Source organism: Natronoarchaeum rubrum, from assembly GCF_024494695.1.
This window is the reverse complement of record NZ_JANHDP010000002.1, coordinates 600,198-624,636: the sequence shown is the minus strand read 5'-3', so window position 1 is coordinate 624,636 and position 24,439 is coordinate 600,198. Positions and strand designations below refer to the sequence as shown.

Annotated in this window: 18 protein-coding genes; 11 read left to right on the top strand and 7 right to left on the bottom strand. The window is 66.9% G+C overall.

The window, feature by feature from the left end; translation table 11 throughout:
• Nucleotides 1-23: 23 nt before the first annotated feature.
• The 5 genes from NO931_RS07300 (at nucleotide 24) to NO931_RS07280 (ending at nucleotide 6,920) form a co-directional block, all read left to right on the top strand.
• Nucleotides 24-1,079, top strand: coding sequence for a DUF354 domain-containing protein (locus tag NO931_RS07300; RefSeq protein WP_256391971.1), 1,056 nt, complete (start codon nucleotides 24-26; stop codon nucleotides 1,077-1,079).
• Nucleotides 1,076-2,035, top strand: a complete 960-nt coding sequence (locus NO931_RS07295) for a glycosyltransferase family 4 protein (protein ID WP_256391970.1) — start codon at nucleotides 1,076-1,078, stop codon at nucleotides 2,033-2,035. Before NO931_RS07300 ends, NO931_RS07295 begins: the two co-directional genes overlap by 4 nt.
• A gap of 48 nt (nucleotides 2,036-2,083) precedes the next feature.
• Nucleotides 2,084-4,048 (top strand): hypothetical protein, encoded by a 1,965-nt coding sequence (locus tag NO931_RS07290; RefSeq protein WP_256391969.1) that lies wholly within the window; start codon nucleotides 2,084-2,086, stop codon nucleotides 4,046-4,048.
• 767 nt (nucleotides 4,049-4,815) lie between these two features.
• On the top strand, nucleotides 4,816-5,493 hold the full coding sequence (locus NO931_RS07285; RefSeq protein WP_256391968.1) for a DUF7344 domain-containing protein: 678 nt from the start codon (nucleotides 4,816-4,818) through the stop codon (nucleotides 5,491-5,493).
• 200 nt (nucleotides 5,494-5,693) lie between these two features.
• Nucleotides 5,694-6,920 (top strand): DUF7343 domain-containing protein, encoded by a 1,227-nt coding sequence (locus NO931_RS07280; protein WP_256391967.1) that lies wholly within the window; start codon nucleotides 5,694-5,696, stop codon nucleotides 6,918-6,920.
• A 50-nt stretch (nucleotides 6,921-6,970) separates the two neighbouring features.
• On the opposite strand, the gene NO931_RS07275 is transcribed toward NO931_RS07280, so the two are convergent.
• Nucleotides 6,971-7,789 (bottom strand): DsbA family protein, encoded by an 819-nt coding sequence (locus NO931_RS07275; RefSeq protein WP_256391966.1) that lies wholly within the window; start codon nucleotides 7,787-7,789, stop codon nucleotides 6,971-6,973.
• Between the two features lie 299 nt (nucleotides 7,790-8,088).
• Between NO931_RS07275 and glmS the strand changes: the two genes are divergently transcribed.
• Together glmS and NO931_RS07265 are read left to right on the top strand one after the other, a co-directional pair.
• Nucleotides 8,089-9,906, top strand: a complete 1,818-nt coding sequence (glmS, locus tag NO931_RS07270; protein WP_256391965.1) for a glutamine--fructose-6-phosphate transaminase (isomerizing) — start codon at nucleotides 8,089-8,091, stop codon at nucleotides 9,904-9,906.
• A 20-nt stretch (nucleotides 9,907-9,926) separates the two neighbouring features.
• Entirely contained in the window at nucleotides 9,927-11,612 is a 1,686-nt protein-coding gene (locus NO931_RS07265; protein ID WP_256391964.1) for an asparagine synthase-related protein, read from the top strand.
• A 271-nt stretch (nucleotides 11,613-11,883) separates the two neighbouring features.
• Here the strand turns inward: NO931_RS07265 and NO931_RS07260 are convergent, their stop codons facing one another.
• Together NO931_RS07260 and glmU are read right to left on the bottom strand one after the other, a co-directional pair.
• Nucleotides 11,884-14,139, bottom strand: coding sequence for an oligosaccharide flippase family protein (locus NO931_RS07260; RefSeq protein WP_256391963.1), 2,256 nt, complete (start codon nucleotides 14,137-14,139; stop codon nucleotides 11,884-11,886).
• 108 nt (nucleotides 14,140-14,247) lie between these two features.
• Nucleotides 14,248-15,444: a bifunctional sugar-1-phosphate nucleotidylyltransferase/acetyltransferase gene (glmU, locus tag NO931_RS07255; RefSeq protein WP_256391962.1), complete on the bottom strand. Its 1,197-nt coding sequence runs from the start codon at nucleotides 15,442-15,444 to the stop codon at nucleotides 14,248-14,250.
• 421 nt (nucleotides 15,445-15,865) lie between these two features.
• Here glmU and NO931_RS07250 point away from each other — a divergent pair, with 421 nt between their 5' ends.
• Nucleotides 15,866-16,165 (top strand): PadR family transcriptional regulator, encoded by a 300-nt coding sequence (locus NO931_RS07250; RefSeq protein WP_256391961.1) that lies wholly within the window; start codon nucleotides 15,866-15,868, stop codon nucleotides 16,163-16,165.
• A gap of 80 nt (nucleotides 16,166-16,245) precedes the next feature.
• Here NO931_RS07250 and NO931_RS07245 read toward each other — a convergent pair whose 3' ends face one another.
• Entirely contained in the window at nucleotides 16,246-16,920 is a 675-nt protein-coding gene (locus tag NO931_RS07245; protein WP_256391960.1) for a hypothetical protein, read from the bottom strand.
• Between the two features lie 267 nt (nucleotides 16,921-17,187).
• Nucleotides 17,188-18,228: a glycosyltransferase family 2 protein gene (locus tag NO931_RS07240; protein ID WP_256391959.1), complete on the bottom strand. Its 1,041-nt coding sequence runs from the start codon at nucleotides 18,226-18,228 to the stop codon at nucleotides 17,188-17,190.
• 483 nt (nucleotides 18,229-18,711) lie between these two features.
• On the opposite strand from NO931_RS07240, the gene NO931_RS07235 reads away from it, so the two are divergent.
• Nucleotides 18,712-20,334: a hypothetical protein gene (locus NO931_RS07235; protein ID WP_256391958.1), complete on the top strand. Its 1,623-nt coding sequence runs from the start codon at nucleotides 18,712-18,714 to the stop codon at nucleotides 20,332-20,334.
• Nucleotides 20,335-20,367: 33 nt separating this feature from the next.
• On the opposite strand, the gene NO931_RS07230 is transcribed toward NO931_RS07235, so the two are convergent.
• Nucleotides 20,368-21,330 carry a hypothetical protein gene (locus tag NO931_RS07230; protein ID WP_256391957.1) on the bottom strand — a complete coding sequence of 321 codons (963 nt, stop codon included), beginning with the start codon at nucleotides 21,328-21,330 and terminating at the stop codon, nucleotides 20,368-20,370.
• Between the two features lie 212 nt (nucleotides 21,331-21,542).
• On the opposite strand from NO931_RS07230, the gene NO931_RS07225 reads away from it, so the two are divergent.
• Both NO931_RS07225 and NO931_RS07220 read left to right on the top strand, forming a co-directional pair.
• Nucleotides 21,543-22,451 carry a glycosyltransferase family 2 protein gene (locus NO931_RS07225; RefSeq protein WP_256391956.1) on the top strand — a complete coding sequence of 303 codons (909 nt, stop codon included), beginning with the start codon at nucleotides 21,543-21,545 and terminating at the stop codon, nucleotides 22,449-22,451.
• 89 nt (nucleotides 22,452-22,540) lie between these two features.
• On the top strand, nucleotides 22,541-23,140 hold the full coding sequence (locus NO931_RS07220; RefSeq protein ID WP_256391955.1) for a hypothetical protein: 600 nt from the start codon (nucleotides 22,541-22,543) through the stop codon (nucleotides 23,138-23,140).
• A 25-nt stretch (nucleotides 23,141-23,165) separates the two neighbouring features.
• Here NO931_RS07220 and twy1 read toward each other — a convergent pair whose 3' ends face one another.
• On the bottom strand, nucleotides 23,166-24,143 hold the full coding sequence (gene twy1 / locus NO931_RS07215; RefSeq protein WP_256391954.1) for a 4-demethylwyosine synthase TYW1: 978 nt from the start codon (nucleotides 24,141-24,143) through the stop codon (nucleotides 23,166-23,168).
• Nucleotides 24,144-24,439 lie beyond the last annotated feature (296 nt).

Here is a 24,439-nt window from a genome sequence, read left to right as displayed (position 1 = left end):
ATCCGCGCCCGGAGGTGGGGCTGATGGACGTCCTGCTGTCGATCCAGCACCCGGCGCACGTCCACTTCTTCCGGCACGCGATCGACGAACTTCGGGTTCGCGGGCACGACGCGCACGTGTTCGTGCGGGACAAGTCGATCATCAGAGAGCTGCTGGACACCTACGGGATCGAGTACACGGTGCTCGTCGACGAGTCCGGATCGGTCTCCTCGCTCCCGGTGACCCAGCTGAGCTACGAGTGGCGGCTGTTGCGGGCCGCCAGACGGATCGGTCCGGACGTCGTCGCGGGCGTCGGCGGCGTCTCGGCGTGCCACGTCGCGACGCTCGTCGGCGCTCGCGGAATCGCGTTCACCGACACCGAACACGCGACGCTCTCGAACCGGCTTACGTTCCCCTTCGCCGACGAGATCTGCACGCCCGAGTGCTACCGCGAAGCCATCGGTCCCAAGCAGTACCGCTACCCGGGCCAGCACGAGCTGGCCTATCTCCATCCCGACCGGTTCACCCCCGACCCGTCCGTGCTGGACGAGGTCGGCGTCGACGAGGACGACACGGTCGTCGTGTTCCGACTGGTCGACTGGAGCGCCTCCCACGACGTGGGCAACGGCGGCTTCGGCGACGTGCGGGACGCGATCGAAGAACTCGAAGCCGCGGGGGCGACGGTGCTGGTCACCTCCGAGGCGCCGCTGCCCGAGCGGATCGAGGACCGGCGGGCGACGGTCGCGCCCCACCGGATGCACGACCTGCTCGCCCGCGCGGACCTGTTCGTCGGCGAGGGCGCGACGATGGCCGCCGAGAGCGCGGTGCTCGGGACGCCGGCGCTGTACGTCAACTCGCTCGAAACCGGCCTCACCGACGAGCTCGACCGCGAGTACGGGCTGCTCTACCGGTTCCACGGCGAGAACCGACAGATCGGCGCCCTGCGAAAGGCGGTCTCGCTGCTAAAGGACGACGATCCGCCGGACTGGGAGCGGCGTCGCGACCGGCTCCTCGAGGAGAAGTGCGACACGACGGACGTGATCGTCGATCGACTGCTGGCGACCGACCGGGCCGCCGAGCGAACGGAGGGGATCGCGTGAACGTCCTCCAGCTCGTCACCACCGAGTCGCCGTTTTTCACCCAGCAGGTGCGGGCCTTAGAGAAGAACGGCGTCTCGTGTACGACCGTCTCGCTGCCCCCGAGGGGCGGCGAGCGCCGATCACGGTCGAGCTACCTCCGGTTCTACGCGCGCATCCTCGAGGAGTCGCTCGGGGACTACGACGTCGTCCACGCGAACTACGGGCTCGTCGGGCTGTTCGCCCTCGCGCAGCCGAAACGCCCGGTCGTGCTCAGCCTCTGGGGCTCCGAGATCATGGGCCACGCCGAGTGGCTCGACGAAGTCAGCGCGCTGGCCGCGCGCCGCAGCGACGCGGTCGTCGCACCCTCGGAGGCGGTCTCGGAGCACCTGGAGTGTCCCCACAGCGTCGTCCCGTTCGGGATCGACGCCTCGCGATTTCAACCAACGTCGCGGGCGGCCGCCAGAGACGAACTCGACTGGGACCGCGACGAGCGCGTCGTCCTGTTCCCCTACGACCCGGACCGCGAGGTGAAGAACCATCCGCTGGCCGAGCGCGTCGTCGAGCGGGTGCCACAGGACGTCACGCTGAAGGCGGTGTACGACGCGCCCCACGAGGACGTTCCGACGTACATGAACGCCAGCGACGCCGTGCTGGTGACCTCGCGGCGCGAGAGCGGCCCGATGGTCGTCAAGGAGGCCGCGATGTGCAACGTTCCGGTCGTCGCGACCGACGTCGGCTTCGTCGCGGAGAGCCTCGACGGCGTCGCGCACTCCCGCGTCTGCGACGCCGAGGACGACCTCGTCGAGGGACTCGCGAGCGTCCTCGCGGCCGACGAGCGCTCGAATGGGCGCGAACAGCTCGAAGCGACGAGCCTCGAACGGATGGGCGAACGCCTCGTCGACGTCTACGAGGACGTGCTCGAACGCTCGGCCGATCGCGCGACGGCGGACCGCCCGTCCGGGAGGGCCGACGCGTGACAGTCCCGGGGAGGGTGATTTCGTGACCGCGTCGAGAGGTGGAGGTCCGTGATCGGGGTCCGGCGTCGCATCGCCGACAGACTGCAGTCCGTCGGCATCGACGTCGTCGCGGCGGTCCTCGGGCTGCTGACGGCAGCGTTGCTCTTTCCGATGCGGTTCCTGGCGTCGCAGATCTACATCCGGACGCTGCCGATCGTGCTCGGCGTCGCCTGCATCCTGTACCTGCTGGCGGCCCGCAGGACGCGCGAATCCGGCGCCCCGATTCGGTTCTCGCGCGCCACGACGCGCCTGCTCCCGAGCGTCACGCTGTTCGGCCTGGCCGCGATGGTGCTGGCAGCCGCCGTCGGCGGGGGCCGCACGAGGCTGTTCTACGACCTCGGCGCAGTCGTCGGCGCGCTGTTGCTCGGCCAGATCCTGTTCGCGAACGACGAGGACGTCCACGCCGGCGTCGCGCTCGGACAGATCCTCGCGTTCGCGTTCGTCGTCCGCTTCGCCGCGCTCGCGACGACGCCCGGATTCATCGGCATCGACATCTGGACGCACGTGCCCCAGTACGCCGGGGCGATCCTCGAACAGGGGTCGCTCGCCCCGATCGCCGACGAAAAGTACTACGCGTCGCCGCTGTACCACCTGCTGGTCGTCACGGGCGCCCAGCTGTTCGACGTGTCGCTCAGAACGAGCCTCCATCTCACGCTCGGCGTGGCGATGCCGCTGTCGCTGCTGCTGCTGTACGGGACGGCCCGGACGCTGTTGCCGGTCCGCTGGTCGCTGCTCGCGACGGCGCTGTACGCCGTCTCCGACCACGTGATTCGGTGGGGGATCCACATCATCCCGACCAGCATGGGGCTCATCTTCTTTCTCGCGGTGCTCCTGTTGCTGGTGTTGCTCATGCACACCGGCTACCAGCACCGGGAGTTCCTGTTGCTCGTGGGGATCAGCGTCGCGGTCATCCTGACCCACCAGATCTCCTCGTTCATCATGCTGGTGCTGGTGGCGGCCTGCCTGTTCGCGCAGGGGCTCGTCAAGTTCGACGTCGTGGGCACCGGCGACACGATCACGCCGCTGCTCAGTCGGATCCGCGAGCCGGTGAACATGATCGGCCTGCTGGTGTTCGACCTCGGGTTCATCACGCTGATGTGGTCGCTGACGCCCTACCAGGGCGACACGTTCCTCCAGACCATGCTGGGGTATTTCTACGACACGCTCGCGACCTCCGCCGGGTTTCTGAACCTCGCCGGCGGGTCCGAGGCGAGCGGCGGGGAGGCGGCCGCAGCCGGCGGCGGCGGGTCGCAACTCGCGGCCGAACTCGCGATCTACTTCGACACGGTCGGCTTCCTGCTGTTGCTGTTGCTCGCCGTCGTCGGCTGCCTCGTCGTGCTCCGGCAGGACCTGGCCAGCCAGACGACGTTCACGCTGCTGACCAGCATCGTCGTGATGCTGTTCCTGGCGCTGGGACTGCCGCTGTTCGGGATCCGGAATTTCGTCCCCGGCCGCTGGTTCGCGTTCCTCTACGCGCCGATGGTGCTGGTGGGCGTGGCCGGCCTCAGCTATCTCTCGTCGTACCTCTCGCCGCGAGTCGTCCTCGCGGGCCTGGTGCTGTTCGCCGTGCTGTTCCCGGGCGTGATGCTCGTGTCGAGCGACGGGACGCCCGACTCGCCGGTGTTCCCGGGCGAGCGCGAGCGCCTATCCTACACCGAAACGGAGCTCGCCGCCGTCGAGACGATCGACGAGATCGACCGATCGACCGATCGGCCGCTGTACACCGACCATCCCTACCAGACCGTCTTCGAGCGGACCGGCGCCCACCACGCGGAGCCGATCGAGCTCAGGGACGGGCGACCGACGACGCACGAGACGGCGGTGTACCGCCAGTACCAGTCAGCGGGTGCGTCGTACTTCCTGACCGAACGCGAGACGGCCGCGAACCTCGACCTCTCGGAGGCCGCCGTCTGCCCCGAGACGACCAACCACGTCTACGGCAACGGCGACGTCCGGATGTGTACGGCGCCCTGATCGAACGGGGTTGGCGTCCGGAAGCTGCCGATCGTCGACCGCCGTTTTCTTCGCTGCGCGCCGCTGACGAGCGCCGCTGGTAACGGGCTGAGCGTCGGCGTCACCGCCGGCCGCAGTGACGCCGACCAACGTCCCTGGATGTCGCGACGCTCCTCTGAAGGCCAGCGAGTACGCCTCAGTGGCGTCTCCGCACGGAGTGACAACTCGGTCGACATCGTTGCCAGCAATCGAGCGCCTGCTGGTCACCGAACTCCCAGGGGTTCGACCCGCCAAGAGCGGGTCGTAGATTCGAAACGAGCTCCGGCCAGGTGCGAAGACGCCATAGACGGGTCGCGAGCGACCTGTTCCCGTCGGAGTGACTTCGTGTGGTCGAGCGAGCGACGCCGTACGCTCGCCGTTGCTGGCCCGGATCGGCTCGCTACAGGGAGGCTCTATTTGGCCCAAGTATCAGATCCAAATAACTATTATTCTACTTGGGCTGGGATGCGGTTTGGCGGCCCGGATTGTCCCGGTCGAAACGGGCGCTCCGGGCGGCCGAAACGACCCGCGAAAACGGCGGATCGTCGGTCGATCTCGGCGGGACCATATTTACATACACAGCATGATACGAAACAATTAGAACCACTGTACGTGAGCGTTTTCTATTACGATTGTTTCGGCGACTGTTGCGACGCCAAACAGGCGCCGAGTACCGTGAAACAGTCCGCAACAGTCGAGACATAGTTCCAGCTTTATTACCCACTCACGAAAACGGGGTGAGTGTCGATATGAGCCAGACACAGACCGCCGAGAACACCGCTGCAGAAGACATCCTATCAGAAGTCGGTAATAAAGAATCGGGAAAGCTAGAGGCGGACGATGTCTACCACCTGCTCCAGAACGAGCGTCGCCGGAGCGTGCTCCGGTACATGAAGGGCGTCGACGGAGCCGCACGCATGCGCGACGTGGCCGAACAGGTCGCCGCCTGGGAGTACGACACGACAGTCGAGCAACTCACCTCCCAGGAGCGACAGCGCGTGTACATCGCCCTCTACCAGGCCCACCTTCCGAAGCTCGACAAGCACGGCATCATCGACTACAACCAGAGTCGGGGCATCGTCGAGCAGAAGCCGCGAGCCGAGCGTCTGGAACAGTACATCGTGGAAGAAGGCGATCTGACGGCGTCTCAGGAGGGCACCCGCGATGAGGCAGACGTCGAGGCGCAGGACGCCGCGACCACCGCATCGAGCGAGAACGCCGACGAGCCGTCCCTCGCCGACGATCGCGACTGGAGCACCTACTACTTCGGGACGATGGCCGCGGCGGGTGCGCTGCTCGTCGGATCCGGCCTCGGCGTACCGGTGTTGAGCGCAGTGACCCCGATCGCGATCGGGGCGTTGCTCGTCGTCGCGTTCACGCTCCTCGCAGCCTGGCAATGGACTGACGGCTCGCCGCAAGAAGAGTAGCGTACCGCGCCGTACGGCGGTTAGCCTCCACTGTGTCGCCGTCCTGAACGTGAAACGTCCACGACAAAACTGCGATTTTATACTTTGAAAAATAATGTTTTCGTACGTATTGTACCAGCAGAACGAGGAGAATGGGTCAAAGAGAGGAGGAAACATATACAAGCGGGAGGAGTTCAGTAAGTATACGGTCAGCACGACTAATGACCCCTCCACCGCGCCCGGCGCTACCATCTCGAACCAAGAGTGCGGTCCTGCTCTTCGTGATCGTGCTCCTGGGAATTTCGCTGGTAGGACTGCTGGGACCGGCCGCCAGTGACGTGGCGGCACAGGACAACACGACCGAGCAACGCGTGAACCAGTCCAATCAGACGATCGAGAGCGTCGCGTACTCCGGGATCGGAATGATCCGAGCCGACAACGGGACGGGGTACGCGTTCAGGGACGAGAACGCGACGGTTACGGTCGAATTCGATTCGGGCAACGCCACCGGCGACTACTTCGCTTGCCTCGAAGCACGACCGAACGCGTCGGACGCGGGCGCGGAGAGTGACCCCGTGGAACTCGCATGTTCGGCGTCGTACAACACGTCTACCACTGGAGGAGACGCCTCGTTCGAGATAGATGTCCGCGGATGGACGGAGGTACAACCGGGAGAGATTCCCGTCGATGTCGTGATGGTCCGGGAAGTCCCCGCGATGATCGGAACAAACGAAATCGAAGTGCTGCGGGCGAACCGAACCGTCCACATCCTCGAGAAGGACGGCGACGCGAGCAACAACGGGTTGACGAACGAGGAGGAGCTGCGCCGCGGGACGAACTTCGCGGTGTCGGACACGACCCGATCCGGACTCAACGACTACGAGGAGGTGTACACGTACGGCACGGATCCGCTCGACATCGACACGGACGGCGACCAAATTCCGGACAGTGCCGAAGTCATGATCAACACCGACCCGACCGACCCGGGGACGACCCCGCTGTTGCTGGGAATCGCGACGATCCCCGTGACGGTGCTGATGGGCCTGTTCGGGCTCGTCGTCAAGCAGTTCGAACCGGAACTTCCCGATATCGACCGCGACGACCGGGACGGCGCTCCGATGTCGGGCAGAGGCGGGACCGCCCCGCCGACCGCCGGCGACGGACCGTCAGCGACCGGGGAATCGACGGGTGGCCCGTCCCGACAGCCACAGCCGGAACCGGTCACCGACGAGGACCGGATCCTCGAGATTCTCGAAGAAAACGGCGGTCGGGTCCGACAGCAGGCGATCGTCCAGCGGACCGACTGGTCGAAGTCGAAGGTGAGTCGACGGCTCTCGAAGATGGAGGACGACGACCTGATCAGCAAAATCTCGGTGGGTCGGGAGAACCTCGTCACGTTCCACGACGAGGAACCCGAGGCCGCGAAGGCACCCTTCGAGTCGGAGTGACCGCCAGTCCTCCCGGTGTACTGCCCGCCGAGTGAGCGACCAACCGACCGCTACTTCGTCGCGGCCGCGAGCGCGTCCGTCGTGATAGCCGGTTCGATCGTCGGCGCGAACACCTCGCCGTCCACGACGAGTCGCGGGACGCTGTAGACCGATCGCTCCCGAGCGGCCGCGACGGTCCGGTCGAGGCGCGCGTCGTCGGCGTCGAGTCGGTCGTCGAGGGAGCCGTTCGCGCCCGCCGCGTCGGCGAGGTGTCCGAGCGCCGTCGGCGTCGCCCACCGTTCGTCGGACGACGGCTGGTTCGCGAAGACGTGACTGAAGTACGACCAGTAGGACTCGGGAGCGTCGTCCCAGACCGCCAGCCCGGCGCGGGTTGCCCGCGGCGCGTCGGCGCCGAGAAACGGATCGCCGGATCGGTAGGCGAGAAATCTGAACTCCAGATCGATATCGCCGGGCCGAACGAACGTCGAGACGACCGACGGGAGGTACTCGACGACCATCGCCCGCGTGTACGGACACTTCCAGTTGCCGAACGCGGTCGCCGTGACGTCCGCGCCGGTTCCCATCCGCGCGTACGGATGCGCGCCCGGGTCGTCGGGAAGCGGCGCGTCAGCGAACGAGACGTCCGGAGCGGTGACCGCGAGTGGCTCGTCGGACGCCGACGACTCGTTCGCGGAGCCGGAGGACGTCGGGTCGTCCGTCGACGAGTCGCCGCGCGCCACCGCGTTTCCGGCGGAGCTGTTCGAGTCCGAATCGCCGGGGTCGGAGCCCGACGAGAACCGATCGGCGACGCTCGCACAGCCCGGAAGCGCGGCCGCGAGCGTCAGGCCCGTAAGTTCCAGTGCGCGTCGTCGCGAGGCGGGAGGTCCCATAGCGAGACCGTGAGGGAGAGCGGGCGTTACTATCGGGTCAGTAAGCACAGAACGAAATCGTGGGAGCGCTTATCGGCGGGCTAAGCGGCGTCTTAGAGCGACTATAGTAAACGGGCTACGTCGAGAGGTGGCTGACAAGCTCCGCGTCTCACGAATCGGGGCGCGGAGGACTCAGATCAACCATGACACGCCAGAGAACCGCAGTCGGGACGCATCGGACGACGAACGCGGAAGACGAGCGGACGACGACCGTCGACACCGAGCTGACGACCGCCGCGCCGGAGCGGGAGGTGGCGTAGATGTGCGGCATCATCGCCCGCGCCGGGCGCGGCGATGCCGTCCCGCTCGTGCTGTCGGGGCTCGAGAATCTCGAGTATCGAGGCTACGACTCGGCGGGGGTCGCAGTCCGGAACGGCGACGGCATCGACGTGTACAAGCGATCGGGCGAAGTTAGCGAGCTGTCGGCCCAGATCCGGGACGGCGTCGCGAGCGGCAACGTCGGCATCGGCCACACGCGCTGGAGCACCCACGGGCCGCCGACCGACGCCAACGCCCATCCCCACACCGACGGCGACGGCGAGGTCGCAGTCGTCCACAACGGGATCATCGAAAACCACGAGGCGCTGCGGGAGCGCCTCGCCGACCTCGGGTGCGAGTTCACGAGCGACACCGACACCGAGGTCGTCCCGCACCTCTTCGAACACTACCTGGAGCGGTCCGAAGACGCCGAGGCGGCGTTCAGACGGACGGTCCGCGACCTCGAAGGGAGCTACGCGATCGCGGCGATCGTCGACGGCGAGGAGGCGGTGTACGGCGCCAGGCAGGGATCGCCGCTCGTCCTCGGCGTCGCCGGCTCCGAGTACTTCCTCGCGAGCGACGTCCCGGCGTTCCTGGAGCACACGGACACGGTGGTCTACCTCGAAGACGACGACGTCGCCGTACTTCGGCCGGACTCGGTCGGCGTCACCGACCTCGACGGCGGCGACGTCGCGCGCGACACCGAGCACGTCGACTGGGACCCCGAAGAGACCGGGAAGGGCAAGTACAGCCACTACATGCTCAAGGAGATCAACGTCCAGCCGACGTCGCTGGCCAACACCATCGAGGGCCGGATCGACGCCGAGGACGGCGAGGTTTCGCTGGAGGAGTTCCCGCCGGGTGCGTTCGAGGGCGTCTCGGAGGTGCAGCTGGTCGCCTGCGGGACGAGCTACCACGCGGCGCTGTACGGCCAGCAGCTCCTCCAGAGCGCGGGGATCAACGCCAGCGCGTACCGGGCGAGCGAGTACGGCACCGCCGACGTTCCCGTCACCGAGCGAACGCTCGTGATCGGCGTCACCCAGAGCGGGGAGACCGCCGACACGCTCGGCGCGATCCGACGGGCGACCGATCGGGGCGCCCGCACGCTCGCGGTGACCAACGTCGTCGGCTCGACGGCCGCCCGCGAGTGCGACGACGCGCTGTTCATCCGCGCGGGGCCCGAGATCGGCGTCGCCGCGACCAAGACGTTCACGTCCCAGGCGGTCACGCTGGCGCTGCTGGCTCGTCGACTCGCCGTGGACGTTCCCCACGGCGATCCCCGGGACGACTTCGAGGCGGTCGCGAAGTCGCTCGAACGCCTGCCGGACGCGCTCGACCGGATGCTCTCGGCGAGCGACGCGCGGGAGGTCGGCAGGCACTACCTCGGCAGCGACGCGTTCTTCTTCATCGGACGGGGACGCTGCTATCCCGTCGCCCTGGAGGGCGCGCTGAAGTTCAAGGAGATCACCTACGAGCACGCTGAAGGGTTCGCCTCGGGCGAGCTCAAGCACGGCCCGCTGTCGCTGGTGACGCCGAACACGCCGGTGTTCGCCGTCTTCGGGGGCGACCAGGACGAGAAAACGCTGAAAAACGCCTCGGAGGCCCAGACGCGGGGTGCGGACGTCGTCGCGGTCGCGAGTCAGGGCCACCCGGCGGTCGACGCCGCCGACGCCCACCTGACGGTGCCGGATGTCCATCCGGTGTGGGCCGGCCTGCTCGCGAACGTGCAGTTGCAACTGGTCTCCTATCACACCGCGAACCAGCTGGACAGGGCGATCGACAAGCCGCGCAACCTCGCCAAGAGCGTCACCGTGGAATGATCGCGGGCGGAGGACACACGATGAACAACGAATTTTTCGGCGTGTTCGGGTCCGAGAACGACTTCCGGAAGCTGCGATCGCCGACGGAGTTCGACCGCGTCGTCGAGGGCGGCGCCGCCACGGTCGGCGTCCGGGACGTCGCCCAGGAGCTTCCGAGCCGAACGACGGTCCACTCGGACGACGACGGCGCGTGCGCCCTCTGGGGCGAGGTGTTCATGCCCGAGCGCGTCTCGCGCGCCGAGTGGTTCCTGGAACAGTATCGGGAGTCGGGGACCGACGCTCTGGGAGAACTGAACGGCTCGTTCCTGGCGTTCGTCGACGACGGGCAGGAAGCGCTCGTCGCAACCGATCCGGTCCGGTCGTGGGACTGCTACTACGCCGACACGCCGTTCGGGCGCGTGTTCGGGACCGATCCCGCCGCGGTGGCGAAGCACATCCCCGCGCCGGAGGTCGACGGCGATCCGCTGCTGGAGTTTCTCCACCTCGGCACGGCGCTGGGCGACCGGACCGTCGTCAGCCAGCTCAGGCGGATCCCGTTCGACGGCTGCCTGGAGGCCGACGCGACGCGCACGCTCGACCGGTTCGTGTACGAGCCCGAGCAGTTCGACTACGTCGACGAACTCGCACAGCGTCTCGAACGTGCCGTGCGGCGGCGAGCGACGGTGAATGGACGGAAGGGGCTGCTGTTGAGCGGGGGCTACGACTCGCGGCTCATGCTCGCCTGCGTCGACGACATCGACGTCTGTTACACCGTCGGATCGCCGGAGTCCGCGGAGGTGCAGGTGGCGAAACGGATCGCCTCGCAGTACGGCGCGGACCACCGGGCGCTGCCGCCCGACGAGTCGTACCTCAACGTCGAGCCCGACACGGTCCAGTACGGGCACGGCATCCGAGAGTCGCTGCACATCCACCACGCCGGGTACGACGACCAGATCGACGTGGACACGATGTACCACGGGCTGCTCTGTGACACGTACCTCCGCGGGCACTTCCTCCCGCGAGACACGAAGGACGTGTTCGGCCACCCGTTCCCCCGCGGGCGCCTCGATCCGGACCCCGACCCCGCGGAGACGCTCTCCTCGAAGCTCGGGTACATGCCCGAGAGCGACGACGTCTTCCCGAACTGCGACCGCGTCGACGCCGACGACAGCGAGGAGTACGTCCACGAGCGCATCCGGACGCACCTCGACGATCTCGAGGAGCGGTACGACTCGACCTACAACGCCATCTCGCTGCTGGGCATCCAGAACCAGCCGTCGATGTCGTTCCGGTCGCACCTCGCGGACAACTACGTCGAGTCGTTCCTCGCGGCGGACGCCGAGTTGCTGGACTGGCATCTCCGGACGCCGCCGGAACACCGGAACACGCGGACGTTCCTGGCGGCGCTCCGGAAGATCGACCCGAACCTCCTGCGCCACCGGCCGCCGGACCGGCCCCACGACTCCCACAGGTTGAACCAGGTCGAGAAGTTCCTCCGGCGCAAGCTACCGGTCGTCTCGTCGTTCGGCAGCCCCTGGCCCGATCGGCGCGAGCTGTACGAGCGGGCCGATCTCGACCGCGAGCTGTTCTTCGAGTATCCGGCCGTCCACGACCTTCCCCCGCGGATCAAGCTCCGGATCAACGACGTCACGACCTGGCTGGACCTCGCGCTCGACGAGAAGACGCTGACGCCGGAGGACGCGCTGTGTCCGTCCGGAACGGCCTGACGTCGGCTGCGAAGACTCCCTTTCTTCGAGCAGAGCACTGCGACGCGTAGGGCGTCGACCGGTCGGTTCGTCTCTCATGCGCTCAGCAGCGCCCGTCGCCTTCCAGCGGCGAGAGACGCCGAGAACTCCCACGCGATCGGCCGAGGCACTTGGGGTGGCTCTCCAGCGGTGGTCTGTTCTCGATGTCACGGAAAATATGAGCGACACGGAACGGCGCGTTCGTCAGTCGGGCGACGACGGATCCTCAGGCGATGCCGAACGCGGACGGCGGTCAGCCGTCGTACTCGGCGACGCGCAACAGCAGGTCGTCGTCGGACGTGTTGCCGTCGCCGGACGTGTTACCGCCGCCGTCTGTCGTGTTGTCGTCGAAGCTGTCGCCCGAATCGTTGTCGCTGACGTTGCCGTCCGAGTCGTTATCGTCGAAGCTGCCGTCCGAGTCGTTGTCGCTGAAGCCGCCGTCCGACTCATCATCGTCGCCAACCGTCCCATCCGACTCGTTATCGTCACCGACCGAACTGTCGGAGTCGTTGTCGCTGAAGCCACCGTCTGACTCGTTATCATCGCCGACTGAACCGCCGGAGTCGTTGTCGCTGAAGCTACCGTCCGACTCGTTATCGTCGAAGCCGCCGCCCGACTCGTTATCGCTGACGTTGCCATCAGACTCGTTGTCAGCGAGGTCGCCATCAGATTCGTTGTCGTCGACCGTTCCGGCGGACTCGTTGTCGTCGCCGACGTCGCCGTCGCTACCACCACCGGACCCGTCGTCGGACCCGTCACCACCTCCGTCGCCGGCGTCGTCTTCGCCGGCAGTGCTGTCGTCCCCCGCGGTATCGTCCTCTGGGGCCGGGTCCGTCGTTTCGGCCGTCTCGTTGGTCGGGCCGTCCGGGGTCGCCGCCTGGCCGCTGCCGAGCAGTCCCGGACCGACGGAGGAGAGCACGATGCCGACGAGGAAGAACAGCGTCCCGGCGGCGAGCAGCGCCTTCTGCAGTCCGCCGGCGGTGATCAAGCCGCCGTTCGGGGAGGAAACGCGGTTCGATCCGAGCGAGTGTCCCCCTTCGACGCCGGGGACGGAGCCGAGGAGACCGCGGAGTTCCGCGACGTCGATCGCGCGCGTCAGGATCGCGATCGCGAAGAACGTCGCCGCGCCGACCGGCGGAACGACCGCCACCGCGGCGATCGGTCGGTCGAAGAGACCGGCGGCGTAGAAGATGGGGACCGCCGACAGCGCGGCGGTGGCCGTCACCCGCAGGAGCCGCGCGTCCGCGAGCGGGTCGAAGCCGAGGCGGCGGGCGCTCCAGACGTGGAGGACGCACATCGAGCCGTACCCGACGCTCGTGGCGACGGCCGCCCCGTACATCCCGTAGCGACCGATCAGCAGGAAGTTGAGCGCGAGGTTCAGCGCGGCCGCGACGCCGGTCGTGAGGATCAGCGGGCCGAGGTCGCCTTTCCCCTGACCGATCGCGAGGATCGGGCGGGCGACCGCGAACCCGACCGCGCCGGGCAACAACAGCAACAGCGGCGTCACGCTGGCGACGTAGTCGTCGGGGTACAGCAGCGGGATCGCCGTCGGCGCGAGCGCCGCGACGCCGAGCGCGAGCAGCGCGGTGAACAGCAGCGTGTACCGCGTCACCCGCGCCGAGATGCTGCTGATCCGCTGTCGGCTCTGGGTCGACCAGAGGCTCGACGTCGAGTGCAACAGCACGGTCTGCATCGCCAGCGGCGCGAACCAGAGCAGCTCGGCCAGCGTCAGCGAGATCTTGTAGTACCCCGTCGCCTCCGAGCCCGCCATCGGCCGGAGCATCATGACGTCGACGTGGTACAGCGACGTCAGTAGCAACACGAGGACGACGCTGAGACCGTTGAACGTGAGCAGCTCCCGGCGCGGGAACGACAGCGACGGGATCCGGACGACCGACGAGATCGGGACCTGTCGAACGATGATCGCGAAGCCGATGAGCGCCGACAGCGCGCTGGAGAGGATGTGGCCGGCGAGCACGCCGGGGACGCCGAAGCCGAGCGCCGCCAGCGGCACGGCGCTACCGACGAAAGTGAGCTTCTGTAGGACTTTCAGCGTCTCCGAGTACGGCTCCAGTCCGAACCCCATCAGCGTCCGGCGGGCGTACTCGCGGAACTGCGCGGTGACCACGAGCGCCGCGAGCAGGTAAAAGTACGTCCGGTAGCGCTCGTCGCCGAAGCGCTCCGCGACGATCCCCGACTCGGCCGCGCCGACCAGCGCCGCGGCGCCGACCAGCGCCGCGAACGCGGCGAACCGGAAGTAGAAGCCGACGACGTGCTCGTCCCAGTTGGGATCCGGGCGCTCCTCGGCGAGGTACTTCCGGACGCCGTCGCTCACGCCGGAACTGACGAAGATCATGAAGATCGCGAACAGCGACAGCAGGAAGGCGTAGTCGCCGTACTGCCCGCCGAGATAGCGAGTCAGGAGCGGCGAGGTCAGCAGGCCGAGCATCATGACGACGACCTTGGTGCTGACGACCGACAGGAACCCGCTGGTGATGCTCCGGTTCACTGTTCACCTCGCGCGTCGATGAGGAGAGGGTAGGGAGCGACCACGGCGCGCGTCGGACTGGCGGCGGGTGGGGTCGCGATGGCTACGGACCCGACCCCCCGACGGCCGTCAATCCGGATCGTCATAGCGGTCGCGTGCGACCCGCTCTCCGGGGACGGTCGTCACGCCGGTCGACAGCGTCACGCCGGGGTCGAGGCTCGTGTTGATCCCGGTCTTGACGCCGTCGCCGACGACGGCGCCGAACTTGCGCCGACCCGTCGAGACGCGCTCGCCCTTGATCGTGACCTCCACCGGGCGATCGTCGTGCCGGAGGTTCGCGACGTTCGTCCCGGCGCCGAAGTTCGCGTCCCGGCCGACGACGCTGTCGCCGACGTACGAGAGGTGGCCGATACTCGTCCCCGACAGCACGACGCTGTTCTTGATCTCGACAGCGTGACCGATCGAGACATCCTCGCCCAGCAGCGTCGCCCCGCGGACGTAGGCGTTGGGACCGACGCTCGCGCCCGATCTGAGCAGCGCCGGGCCCTCGATCACCGCCCCGGACTTGACCGTGGCCCCGGACTCGACGACGACCGACCCCTCGACGGTCGCGTCCGGGCTGACGGTTCCGGCCAGCTCCCGGTCGGCGGTCGCGAGCGTCCACTCGTTCGCCGCGAGCAGCTCCCAGGGGCGACCGACGTCGAGCCAGCGCGTCAGTTCGACCGGCGTCACGTCGAAGCGCTCGACGACGTCGAGGAGAACGTCGGTGAGCTCCCGTTCTCCGCGCTCGCTGCGGGGGACGTCAAGCCACTCGCGCGCAGCCTCGGGGAAGACGTACGCGCCCGCGTTGATCAGGTCGGTCGGCGGATCGCTCGGCTTTTCGACGACGTCCGTGACCGCCCCGTCGTCGGTCGACAGGACGCCGTAGTTCGACGGCGTCTCGACTTGGTAGGACGCCACGGCCGGACCGGCTTCGAACAGCGCCTCGACCCCTGCGGGTTCGTAGAGGTTGTCGCCGTTCAGCACGGCGAAGGGGCCGTCGAGGTGGTCGCGAGCGGCGTGGACGGCGTCGGCCGTTCCGGCCTGTTCCTCCTGGACGGCGTACCGGACCGGCGCGTCGCGGTATCGGTCGCCGAAGTACTCCCTGACGGTCTCCGCGCCGTAGCCGACGACCAGCACGAGCTCGTCGGCGCCCGCGTCGATCGCCGCGTCGGCGGTGTGGGCGACGAGCGGACGGTCGGCGGCCGGGAGCATGGGCTTGGGAACCGAGTCGGAGAGCGGTCGCATGCGCGTCCCTTTTCCTGCGGCGAGAACGACTGCTTGCATCGTCCGATCGTCGGGGCTACGGGGGGTTTACTAAGCGGCAGGTAAGGCAGACGGCAGTCCCGTAGCGGCGGCTGCAGCTGGAAGCCATCTCGACGACGCTCGACGGCCGGTGATCGTTCACCGTGGCGCCGAGACGCCGAAGCAACAACGACGCAAGCCCGCACGACGGGCCGGCGGGCTTGCGCGGGGAGCGGCTCTCACACCACGTACCGCCGACCGCGAACAACCAGGCCAATGGGGAAGGTGAAATCCGGCCGGCGGTACGGCCGAACCGACGGCGCCGCGTCCCGTTATTATACGCCTGCTAAGCTCGCTCGCCGACGATGCGCTCGCCGCGCGAACGAACTTATCAGGTGCGTAGAATTGCGAACGGTGTGGTGCGTACTTGCCCCGCCCCCCACGACTGTCGGACGGCCGAGCTATGCAGGTGTACGAACTGAGCGGCATCCAGCGCGACTTGCTTTTCGTGACCGCCGGAGCGGGCGGGGCGAACGGACAGCAGATCAAAGAGCGTCTCGAGTCGTCCCAGGGCCGCGACGTCCTCCCGGGACGACTGTACACGAACCTGGACGCGCTCGTGGAGCGCGGGCTCGTCGAAAAGCGGCGTTGCGACGGCCGAACGAACCTGTACGACGCGACCGACGAGGGAATACGAAAGCTAGAGCGGCTCTGCCGGTGGCAAGAACAGTTTTTGGACGACGTGACGCTGTCGAGCGACTGAGCGGCATCACTCGCGGTGCGACGATCAAGTGATGGGACCCGGTCGACGGCGTCCAGCAGGCGTCGCCGCGCGCCGGTGTGTCAGAAGCTGCTGTCGGTCTGGGATTCGTTCCCGTCGGACGTGTTCAAGTCAGTCGTGTTCCCACCGTCTATCGATCCCTCGTCAGTCGTCGCGTCGCTCCCGTCGGTATCGACGGTGATCCGGATCTCGTCGCCGTGCTCGAGCGCGTACTGCTCGAAGTCGACAGATTCGCCGTTCACCCGGAACGACACCGACGCGTCGTCGCCGTCCTCGTACGTCGTGCCGTCGTAGGTCAGGCTGTCGGCGGTCGCCTCGAGGGTCGGGATCGCGTTCAGCGCGTACTCGAGCGTGACGCCGCGCGATCGGAGGTGCCACGTAGTGCTGTCACCCTCCGTGAAGTAGAAGTGTTCGTCCGCGCCGTTTTGCTCCCAGTTTTCCTCTTCGGTTCCGAGCGCGATCGACTCGCCGTCTAGTTCCAGGTACAGCTGTCCGTGCTTGTGCACGTCGCCGTTGTCGTAGGGCTCCTGGGCGGCGTCCGTCTCGGTCTCTCCGTCGGTCTCGTTCGCGGCCGAGTCGCCCGTCTCGTTCGCCGCCGGGTCGTCCGTCTCGTTGCCGCCGTCCATCGGCTCGTTCTCGTCGCCGTCGTTCGATTCGTCGCCGGTACAGCCGGCGAGTGCCGTGATCGCGAGCCCGCCGCCCGTCAGCAGCACGCGTCGTCTGGATAGGTCTGTCATCGCGGACGTCCCTACCCGCGAGAGGGGCTTTATTACCCGCCAGCTAAGCGAATATGACGGTTTCAGGCCTTCAGAGCCGGGAATTTCGAATGCCGATCGAGGCTACGATGGCGCTAAACCTCTCTGGAACGCGAGACGATACGGTGGGCGAGAAACGCACACGTCGAAGAACAGTTCGGAGTGCGACGGCCGGTTCTAACGGCGAAGCGTCGATTCCGGCGTCTGCGAGAGGGATCGAGCGACGCGAAAATGCGACCGGTCGCGGGGTTAGTCGTACACCTGCACGTCGAGCCCGCGGTTCTCGTCGAGGTCGAACACCATCGCCAGCAGCATGAACAGCCAGCCGAGCAGGAACAACCCCAGCGATCCCGCGACGTCGGCGTCGTCCGAGACGACGTTTTTCAGCGTGGCGACCAGCCCCGCTCCCGCGCCGGCGGCGCCGAGGTAGTAGAAGAACGGCAGCGGATGGAAGTCTCGACCGAGATATCGGGCGTGCAACCGCCTGAGGAATCCTCGGAGCAGCAGCGCCGACACCTTCGGAATGTACGTCGAGTAGGTGATGTGGCTCTCCTCGTCCTTGTAGACCGCCCGCCGCGAGACGTCGGCGACGCGCAGCTGGTTCGTGTTACACCGGATCAGCAGATCGTTGCAGTAGCCGTAGTCCTCGTACATCTCGTCGATGTCGACCGCCGCGAGCGCCTCGTGCGAGATCGCCGTCGACCCGTTCTGGGGGTCCATCAGCTTCCAGTAGCCGCTGGCGATCTTCGTGATGACGGTGAGCACGAAATTGCCCACCTGCCGGAACAGCGGCATGTCGCTGCGGTCCTGCGAGAGCAGACGATTCCCTTTCGCGTAGTCGGCGTCACCCTCGACGACCGGCGTGATGATCCGCTCGACGATGTCGGGTTCGGTCTGCCCGTCGCCGGCGATCACGGCCGTGACGTCGACGCCGTCGTCCAGCGCGTGCTGGTAGCCGGTCTTGATCGCGCCGCCGACGCCCCGGTTTTCCTCGTGCTGGATCGGAACGACGCGACGACCGAAGCCGACGCCGCCGTCGGACGCGGTCTGGGGCGAAGCGTGCGCGTCCTCCGGCGCCACCTCGGCGTGAGAGGCGTCGTTTTCGGCGTCCCACTCGTCGTTGACGGTCTCGGCGGCGCGCTGGAGCTCCGCCCAGGTGTCGTCGGTCGAGGCGTCGTCGATCACGTACGCGCGGTCGACGAACTCGGGCAGCGTCTCGACGACGTCGCCGACGAACGACTCCTCGTTGTACGCTGGGATCACCGCAGCGATCGTCTTGCCACCGTACATGCTACGCACCCGACGGCCGGTTTTCGGTCGATTTCTCGATCGCCGATTCGGCCGCGGCGTCGTTCGACGGTGTTCGGAGCCGCCGATACGCGAGGACGGCGGTGATGACGATAGCACCCAGTAGTAGCGATTTGCTCTTTCGGCTCATGGTTTCGGTCAAACCCGTTGGTCGGGTGTTCACAGCCAGGGCTGGGGCGGGTATTATTATAGATGCGGTAAGCGATTCCGACACCGACTGGCGGCCGGCTTTCGAACGGCGCGGTCGGCCGGCGTCGTGATGTATCGTTGCAGACATGAACCTCGTCTGGCTATTTTAATTTTTTACAATATGACGGACTACGTTAATGTACTAAAACCCAGTTTTGGGCCATTTGAAGCCCTTTTTAGCCGCATATTGTATATTAGTAACAGAAACACAAAGTTTTACATGCGCGCTAAACAGCCGTTGTAGCGGACTCGAAAACTTGGTGCGTGATCTCGACTATGAAACAAGAAAACGGCACATCGGTGGATCGGCGCGGCTCTGCTACAGAGGGCGCTTCGGACAGTCCTTCGACGGTCAGGAATCGCAGAACCTTCCTCGGACTCGCAGGAGTCGGCATCGCCGGGTCGCTGCTCGCCGGTTCGGTTCCGTCCAGCGCGGCGGCAGCCAGCGAGTACGACGACCAGTACGGGACGGTGATCAACGTCGTGGAGGCCGGCGCCGACAACACGGGCAGCGAACCGATCGACGACCTCCTGGTGGAGCTCCGGGGGGACGACACCCTACTGGTGTTTCCGCCGGGTCGGTACCTGATGACCGAGCAGTTTCGATACACCGGCTTCGAGAACTTCGGTCTGGTCGGCGAGGACGCCACGATCGTCCCGGGGACGGTCGAGGCAGTCGACGACAACGTCGTCACGGAGGGAACGTTCGGCGGCGCTGCGAGGCTGTTCCGGCTCGGCGTCATCTACTCGCCGGGGCGGGATCTGCGGTTCGAGGGGTTCGACTTCGACTTCACGGCCGAGAACAGCGGCCTGCGCGCCGTCGAAGCGTACGTCAGCGACGGCATGCAGGTTCGCGATATCGACGTTCTGGGCCAACACGACACCGGGACGTTCGGACCGGCGCTGTTCTGCGTCACCGACGACGACGGCATCGGGACCGTCGAGGGGTTCCGCGCGCCGGACGGCGGCGCGTTCTCCGAGAACACCGTCGGCGACATCGACGTCGGCCCGACCGGGATGCTGGTTTCGGCGAGTCACTCCGGCAAGCTGTGGGTCCGGGACTGTGAACTCGGCGAGTTCCCCGACAACGGCCTGTACGTCTCCGGCGCGGACGGCCGGGTCGTCGTCGAGGGCGGCGTCTACAGGAACAGCAACGTCGCCAACATCCGTCTGGCGGGCGACTACAGCTACGTCCGGAACGCCACGGTCGTCGTCGACGACCGGCGGGAGGGACACAACCAGCGCGGGATCCGCCTCGACGCCGGCGAGCACCTCTGGGTGTACAACACGGACGTCCGGCTTCCCGAGCCGAACGGGAACGCGATCACGGTGCTGAACGCCGTCGACTCGGCGCGGATCCAGGAGACGACGGTCACGATCGGCGACCGCGCCAACCACGGCGTCGTGATCAACCCCTACGCCGGCGCGGTCGACGTCCTCGACACCGATATCGAGATCGACGGCGGCGGGCACGCCCTCCAGATTCGCGGGCGGAACGCCGCCGACGACGAGCGCGTGCTGGTCCGCCGGGCGACGATCGACGGCGACGCCTCGGGCGCGAGCGGGCGCAATGCCATCCGTTGCGAGCGGGCCAACTGCGAGTTCGACGACCTGATCGTCGACCAGCCCGGACCCGACTACCGCCGCGCGATCGAGATCCACGGGGAAAACTGCGAGGTCACGGGCGGGACGTACGTGTCCACGCACCACCCGATCATCGACGTCGCGGGCGCCGAGGTCTCAGACGTCACCGCCCGATCGTACGACGGCTTCGAGGCGCTGAAGCTGCTCGATAGTTCGGACGACGCGACGATCGTCGACAACGAACTGTACGGCGGGTATCTCGACAAAGGCGCGACGGACCTCTCGATGTCGGAAAACAGCTTCCCGGAGTGGTAACGCTCGGTCTGCGTCTAAAATAGCGCTGCGCGCCTACGTTCCCCCGGCGACGATCCGCACCGAGTCGCCGTCCTTGAGGAAGTACTCGTCCGGGTCGACCGACTCGCCGTTGACTTCGACGGTCACTTCCTCGTCGGTGTAGGTCGTCCCGTCGTACGTGACCTCGCCGTCGGTCACGTCGATCCCGTCGAGCGTCGACATCGCGTAGCCGAGCGAGACGCTCCAAGAGTGGGCGTGCCAGGGATCGGCCGCGCCGCCCTCGAAGTGGAAGTGCTGGTGGCCGGACTGGTACCGATCCGCGCTGAAGTCGATCTCCTCGCCTTCGACGACGAACTCGATGTCGCCGTGGATGTGCTGGTCCTCGGGCGGAATGTACTCGCCGGGCACGTCGACGTCCATCTCGTCGGTCTCGACGGTGAGCCACACCTGATCGCCGTCCGAGAGTTCGCGGCTCGTGGGGTCGACCGGTTCGCCGTTCACCCGGACGTGAACCGACGTTCCGCCGTCACCGTCGTGATAGGTCGTCCCGTCGTGGGTGACGGCGTCGGCCGTCACGTCGACGCCGTAGGCCTGGGAGAGCGCCGACGCGACGGTGACGCCGCTCTCGTCCAGCTGCCAGGTGTCGTCGCTCTCCGCGAACTGGATCGCGGCGTCGTCCGACGGCTGGGGTGATAGTTCGGTTCCGGCGACCACAGTGGTCATGCGACCGCTGGCTGACGCCGACGACGAGTTTTCTCCCTCGTCGGAGTCAGCGCCACCGTGGTCGTGGCCGTCTCCGTCCCCGTGATCGTGACCGTCGCCGCTCTCTTGGTCGTCACCGTCGGACGACTCGGTGTCGGTCTCGTTGACCGCGCTCTCGTTTTCCGTCGGTGCAGTTTCGTTCCCGTCGGACGGCCCGCCGCCGTCCAGCGCCGACGTGCAACCCGCCGTCACGACGAGCGCGCCGACGAGGAGTGCGATACCCGCGTACCGTACGATTCGTGACCGGTCTGTCATCGTCTCCCCAGTCGGGAGCGGGGGTCGTTATTATCGGCCGCGTAGACGGCGCGGCGAAGGACTACGGAGGTGCTAAAGAGCGGATACAGCGACCTGCCCACGGCGTCGGACCGCGCGCCTGCGGCGTCGAATCGCCCACACGGAAGCCGATCCGCGCCTGCCGTCGACTATCTGGTCCGTAATAAAGTGCCGTCCCCGCGAACGGACCGCTCATGCCAACTGTCAGCGTCGTCGTTCCGACCTACAACCGCGCGGACGCACTGCCGCGGACGATCGACAGCGTGCTCGACCAGACGCTCGACGACTTCGAACTCCTCGTCGTCGACGACGCCTCGGAGGACCACACGGAGTCGGTGGTGACCGGGTACGACGACCCGCGAGTGACGTACCTCGCACACGAGACCAACCGGGGCGGCAGCGCGGCCCGAAACACCGGAATCGAGCACGCCGAGGGGGAGTACGTCGCCTTCCTCGACTCGGACGATGAGTGGCTGCCCCAGAAACTCGAACGGCAGGTGTGGACGCTCCAGGCGCGCTCCGATGAATGGGTCGCAGCCTACTGCGGGGTCGAGATCGCGGGCGACCGACACCCGGTGTACGAGCTCCTCGCGTCAGCAATCTCACGCAAGACGCACACCGAAGGCGACGAGGGCGGCGCGGAACTGATCGGTGACGTACTCGCGGACGAACTCCACACGAGCGCCGGCTCGACGCTGCTCGTCCGCACCGAGGTGGCGCGCGCGATCGACGGGTTCGACGAGTCGTTCGACCGGTTCCAAGATCCCGAGTTCCTGATCCGGGTGCTGCGTCGCGGAAAACTCGCGTACGTCGACGACCAGCTCGTCCGTCGGTACGCGACCGGCAGCCCGCCGGCCGAGGCGGTCAGGAAAGCGGACGACCACTACCTCGAAACGTTCTCCGAGACGGTCGAGCGCCTCGAAGCACAGGGACGCGACATCACGGGGGCGCACGACTACATGATCGCCCGGCTCTATCTCAGCGAGGGGGAGTTCCGGCGCGGTGCCGGGCATCTGGTCGCCGCGAAGCGCCCCGAGCCGCGGCAGGTCCCCGGACTCGCGTACGTCGTCGGGACTGGCGTCCGTCGGAAGGTGCGGTCCTGACCGAATGGCAGGACAGCGGGGCGACCGAACCGCACCAACGCGCTTAAGCGACGGTCGGTCGTACCGGCCGTACCCACCAGCGGTGTCCGATGAATCCACGAGATAGACTCCCGGCGGTAGATCGCAGGGTCGTCGCGTCCGTCGTAGCGCTGATCCTCCTCTCGGCCGCGCTCGTCGGTGCCGTCGCCCTCGCGGCGAACGCGTTCGTGATCGACACGGATCAGGAACGCAACGGGATGCCGTACGCGAGCTTCCAGTACGAATCCCAGAACGAGACGATCCCACACGGCGGCGACGCAAACCGAACGACCCTGACGATCACCCAGGAGAGCGGCCTCGAGATCGACCAGGAGAACGTCGTCGTCACGGTCAACGGCGAGCGCGCGTGGACCGTCCGCGAACTCGACAACGGCTCCGTCCGGATCGCGCCCGTCTGGACGTCGAAGGACGCCGCAGTCGAGGAGACGAGCGCGCGGATCGCCGTCTACGGCGACTCGCTCAACGGCACCGTGATCCGACCCGCCGACGAGGTCGAGAGCGATCCCGAAGACGGCGAGCAGACGGCGCCGCCCTACGAGTTCATCGAGACCGGCGACGTCGTCCAGGTGGTGTGGCGAAGCGACGACGGCGACGAGATGACCGTTCTCCAGCGGTACGTCGTCGGCGACCCCCTCGACGAACCGAAGTAAATTTTGTCCGCCGACCGCCGGAAGATCAATCGCCTGCCAGCGGGTCGTCCGCCCAGAACTCGCTGTCCTTGTTCAGTTTCGGCACCCAGGTGTCGGCGTCGCGCGCGAGCAGCGCGACGCGGGACTGGGGGACGTCTTTGATCGCGTCGTGCTCGGGCATGTGCTCCTGGATCTCCTCGGTAAAGGCGAGCACGTCCTCGTGGTCGGGCATCGAGGACCGATCGAGTCGCCCGCGCGAGTGGCCGACGTGCATGTACGCCTTGAGCTCGACGAAGTCGGGGTCGGCGCGGTCGTAGAAGGCGGCGTACCAGTCCGGATCGCGCATGTTCTCGCCCTCGACGAGCGTCGTTCTGAGGACCGTCCGCGTCTCGTCTTTCGCTGCGAGCACGTCCATCGTGTCGATCAGCGATTCCCAGGCGTCGTCCTCGACGGCCTTCACGACGTCGTCGAACATCGCCCGGTTGTGCGCGTCGACGCTGACGTACAGCTGCGTCGGATCGCAGCGCGCGAGCATCTCGGGGTTGGTGCCGTTGCTCACGAGGAACGTGGTGATGTCCCGGGCGTGGAACTCGTCGATTAGCTCGGGGAGATAGGGGTACAGCGAGGGTTCGCCGTCCAGCGAGATCGCGACGTGCCGGGGCTCCATCGCCTGCTCGAACACTTCGCGTGGGACCTCGTCGTTGCCGCCGAACCCCGAGAGGAGCCGCTTTTGCAGGCGTAGGCTGGCGTCGACGACGGCTTCGGGATCATCCCACTCTACGTCGTCGAGTTCGTAGGCGTGGCCCGCGTGGTCTCGCCAGCAGAACACGCAGCGCTCGTTGCACTTGACGACGGGCGTCATCTGGATGCAGCGGTGGGACTCGATGCCGTAGAACGCGTACTTGTAGCACTTACCCTCGCCGCGAAGGGCGTTGGCGGTCCATCCACAGGTCTGGGCGGCGGTGTGGTTCTCGCTGTGGTACTCCGGGTCCGAGACCTGTTTCGGACCGTCCGATTCACTCATTGTCGAACGAATATCCCGCCAAGGCTAAAACGTTCTTTCCTCCGCTGGTGATTCTCATCCGGTCTGCGTTCCGGACCGCGCAGAACCTGCTGATCCAGATAGAGCGGTTTCTCAGGGACCGTATTGTGTTCCACACAGCGGACAGCACGTCCAGTGCGACTGGAGTGTTCTCACCACATTCTGCACGCGCCTCTGGTGCCAGCGGTTTCGCTCTTTGATTCTCTCTGATCCCGACCTTTCGTTCCGCATTCATCTGGAGCGTTGCGTTCTCCGAGTGGTCGTACACCCTGTTCACT

Excerpts from the sequence above, each read along its gene's own strand:
- NO931_RS07300 (WP_256391971.1), top strand. The coding sequence starts at position 24 with ATGGACGTCCTGCTGTCGATCCAGCACCCGGCGCACGTCCACTTCTTC.
- NO931_RS07285 (WP_256391968.1), top strand. The coding sequence starts at position 4,816 with ATGAGCCAGACACAGACCGCCGAGAACACCGCTGCAGAAGACATCCTA.
- NO931_RS07280 (WP_256391967.1), top strand. The coding sequence starts at position 5,694 with ATGACCCCTCCACCGCGCCCGGCGCTACCATCTCGAACCAAGAGTGCG.
- NO931_RS07275 (WP_256391966.1), bottom strand. The coding sequence starts at position 7,789 with ATGGGACCTCCCGCCTCGCGACGACGCGCACTGGAACTTACGGGCCTG.
- glmS (WP_256391965.1), top strand. The coding sequence starts at position 8,089 with ATGTGCGGCATCATCGCCCGCGCCGGGCGCGGCGATGCCGTCCCGCTC.
- NO931_RS07265 (WP_256391964.1), top strand. The coding sequence starts at position 9,927 with ATGAACAACGAATTTTTCGGCGTGTTCGGGTCCGAGAACGACTTCCGG.
- glmU (WP_256391962.1), bottom strand. The coding sequence starts at position 15,444 with ATGCAAGCAGTCGTTCTCGCCGCAGGAAAAGGGACGCGCATGCGACCG.
- NO931_RS07250 (WP_256391961.1), top strand. The coding sequence starts at position 15,866 with ATGCAGGTGTACGAACTGAGCGGCATCCAGCGCGACTTGCTTTTCGTG.
- NO931_RS07245 (WP_256391960.1), bottom strand. The coding sequence starts at position 16,920 with ATGACAGACCTATCCAGACGACGCGTGCTGCTGACGGGCGGCGGGCTC.
- NO931_RS07240 (WP_256391959.1), bottom strand. The coding sequence starts at position 18,228 with ATGTACGGTGGCAAGACGATCGCTGCGGTGATCCCAGCGTACAACGAG.
- NO931_RS07235 (WP_256391958.1), top strand. The coding sequence starts at position 18,712 with ATGAAACAAGAAAACGGCACATCGGTGGATCGGCGCGGCTCTGCTACA.
- NO931_RS07230 (WP_256391957.1), bottom strand. The coding sequence starts at position 21,330 with ATGACAGACCGGTCACGAATCGTACGGTACGCGGGTATCGCACTCCTC.
- NO931_RS07225 (WP_256391956.1), top strand. The coding sequence starts at position 21,543 with ATGCCAACTGTCAGCGTCGTCGTTCCGACCTACAACCGCGCGGACGCA.
- NO931_RS07220 (WP_256391955.1), top strand. The coding sequence starts at position 22,541 with ATGAATCCACGAGATAGACTCCCGGCGGTAGATCGCAGGGTCGTCGCG.
- twy1 (WP_256391954.1), bottom strand. The coding sequence starts at position 24,143 with ATGAGTGAATCGGACGGTCCGAAACAGGTCTCGGACCCGGAGTACCAC.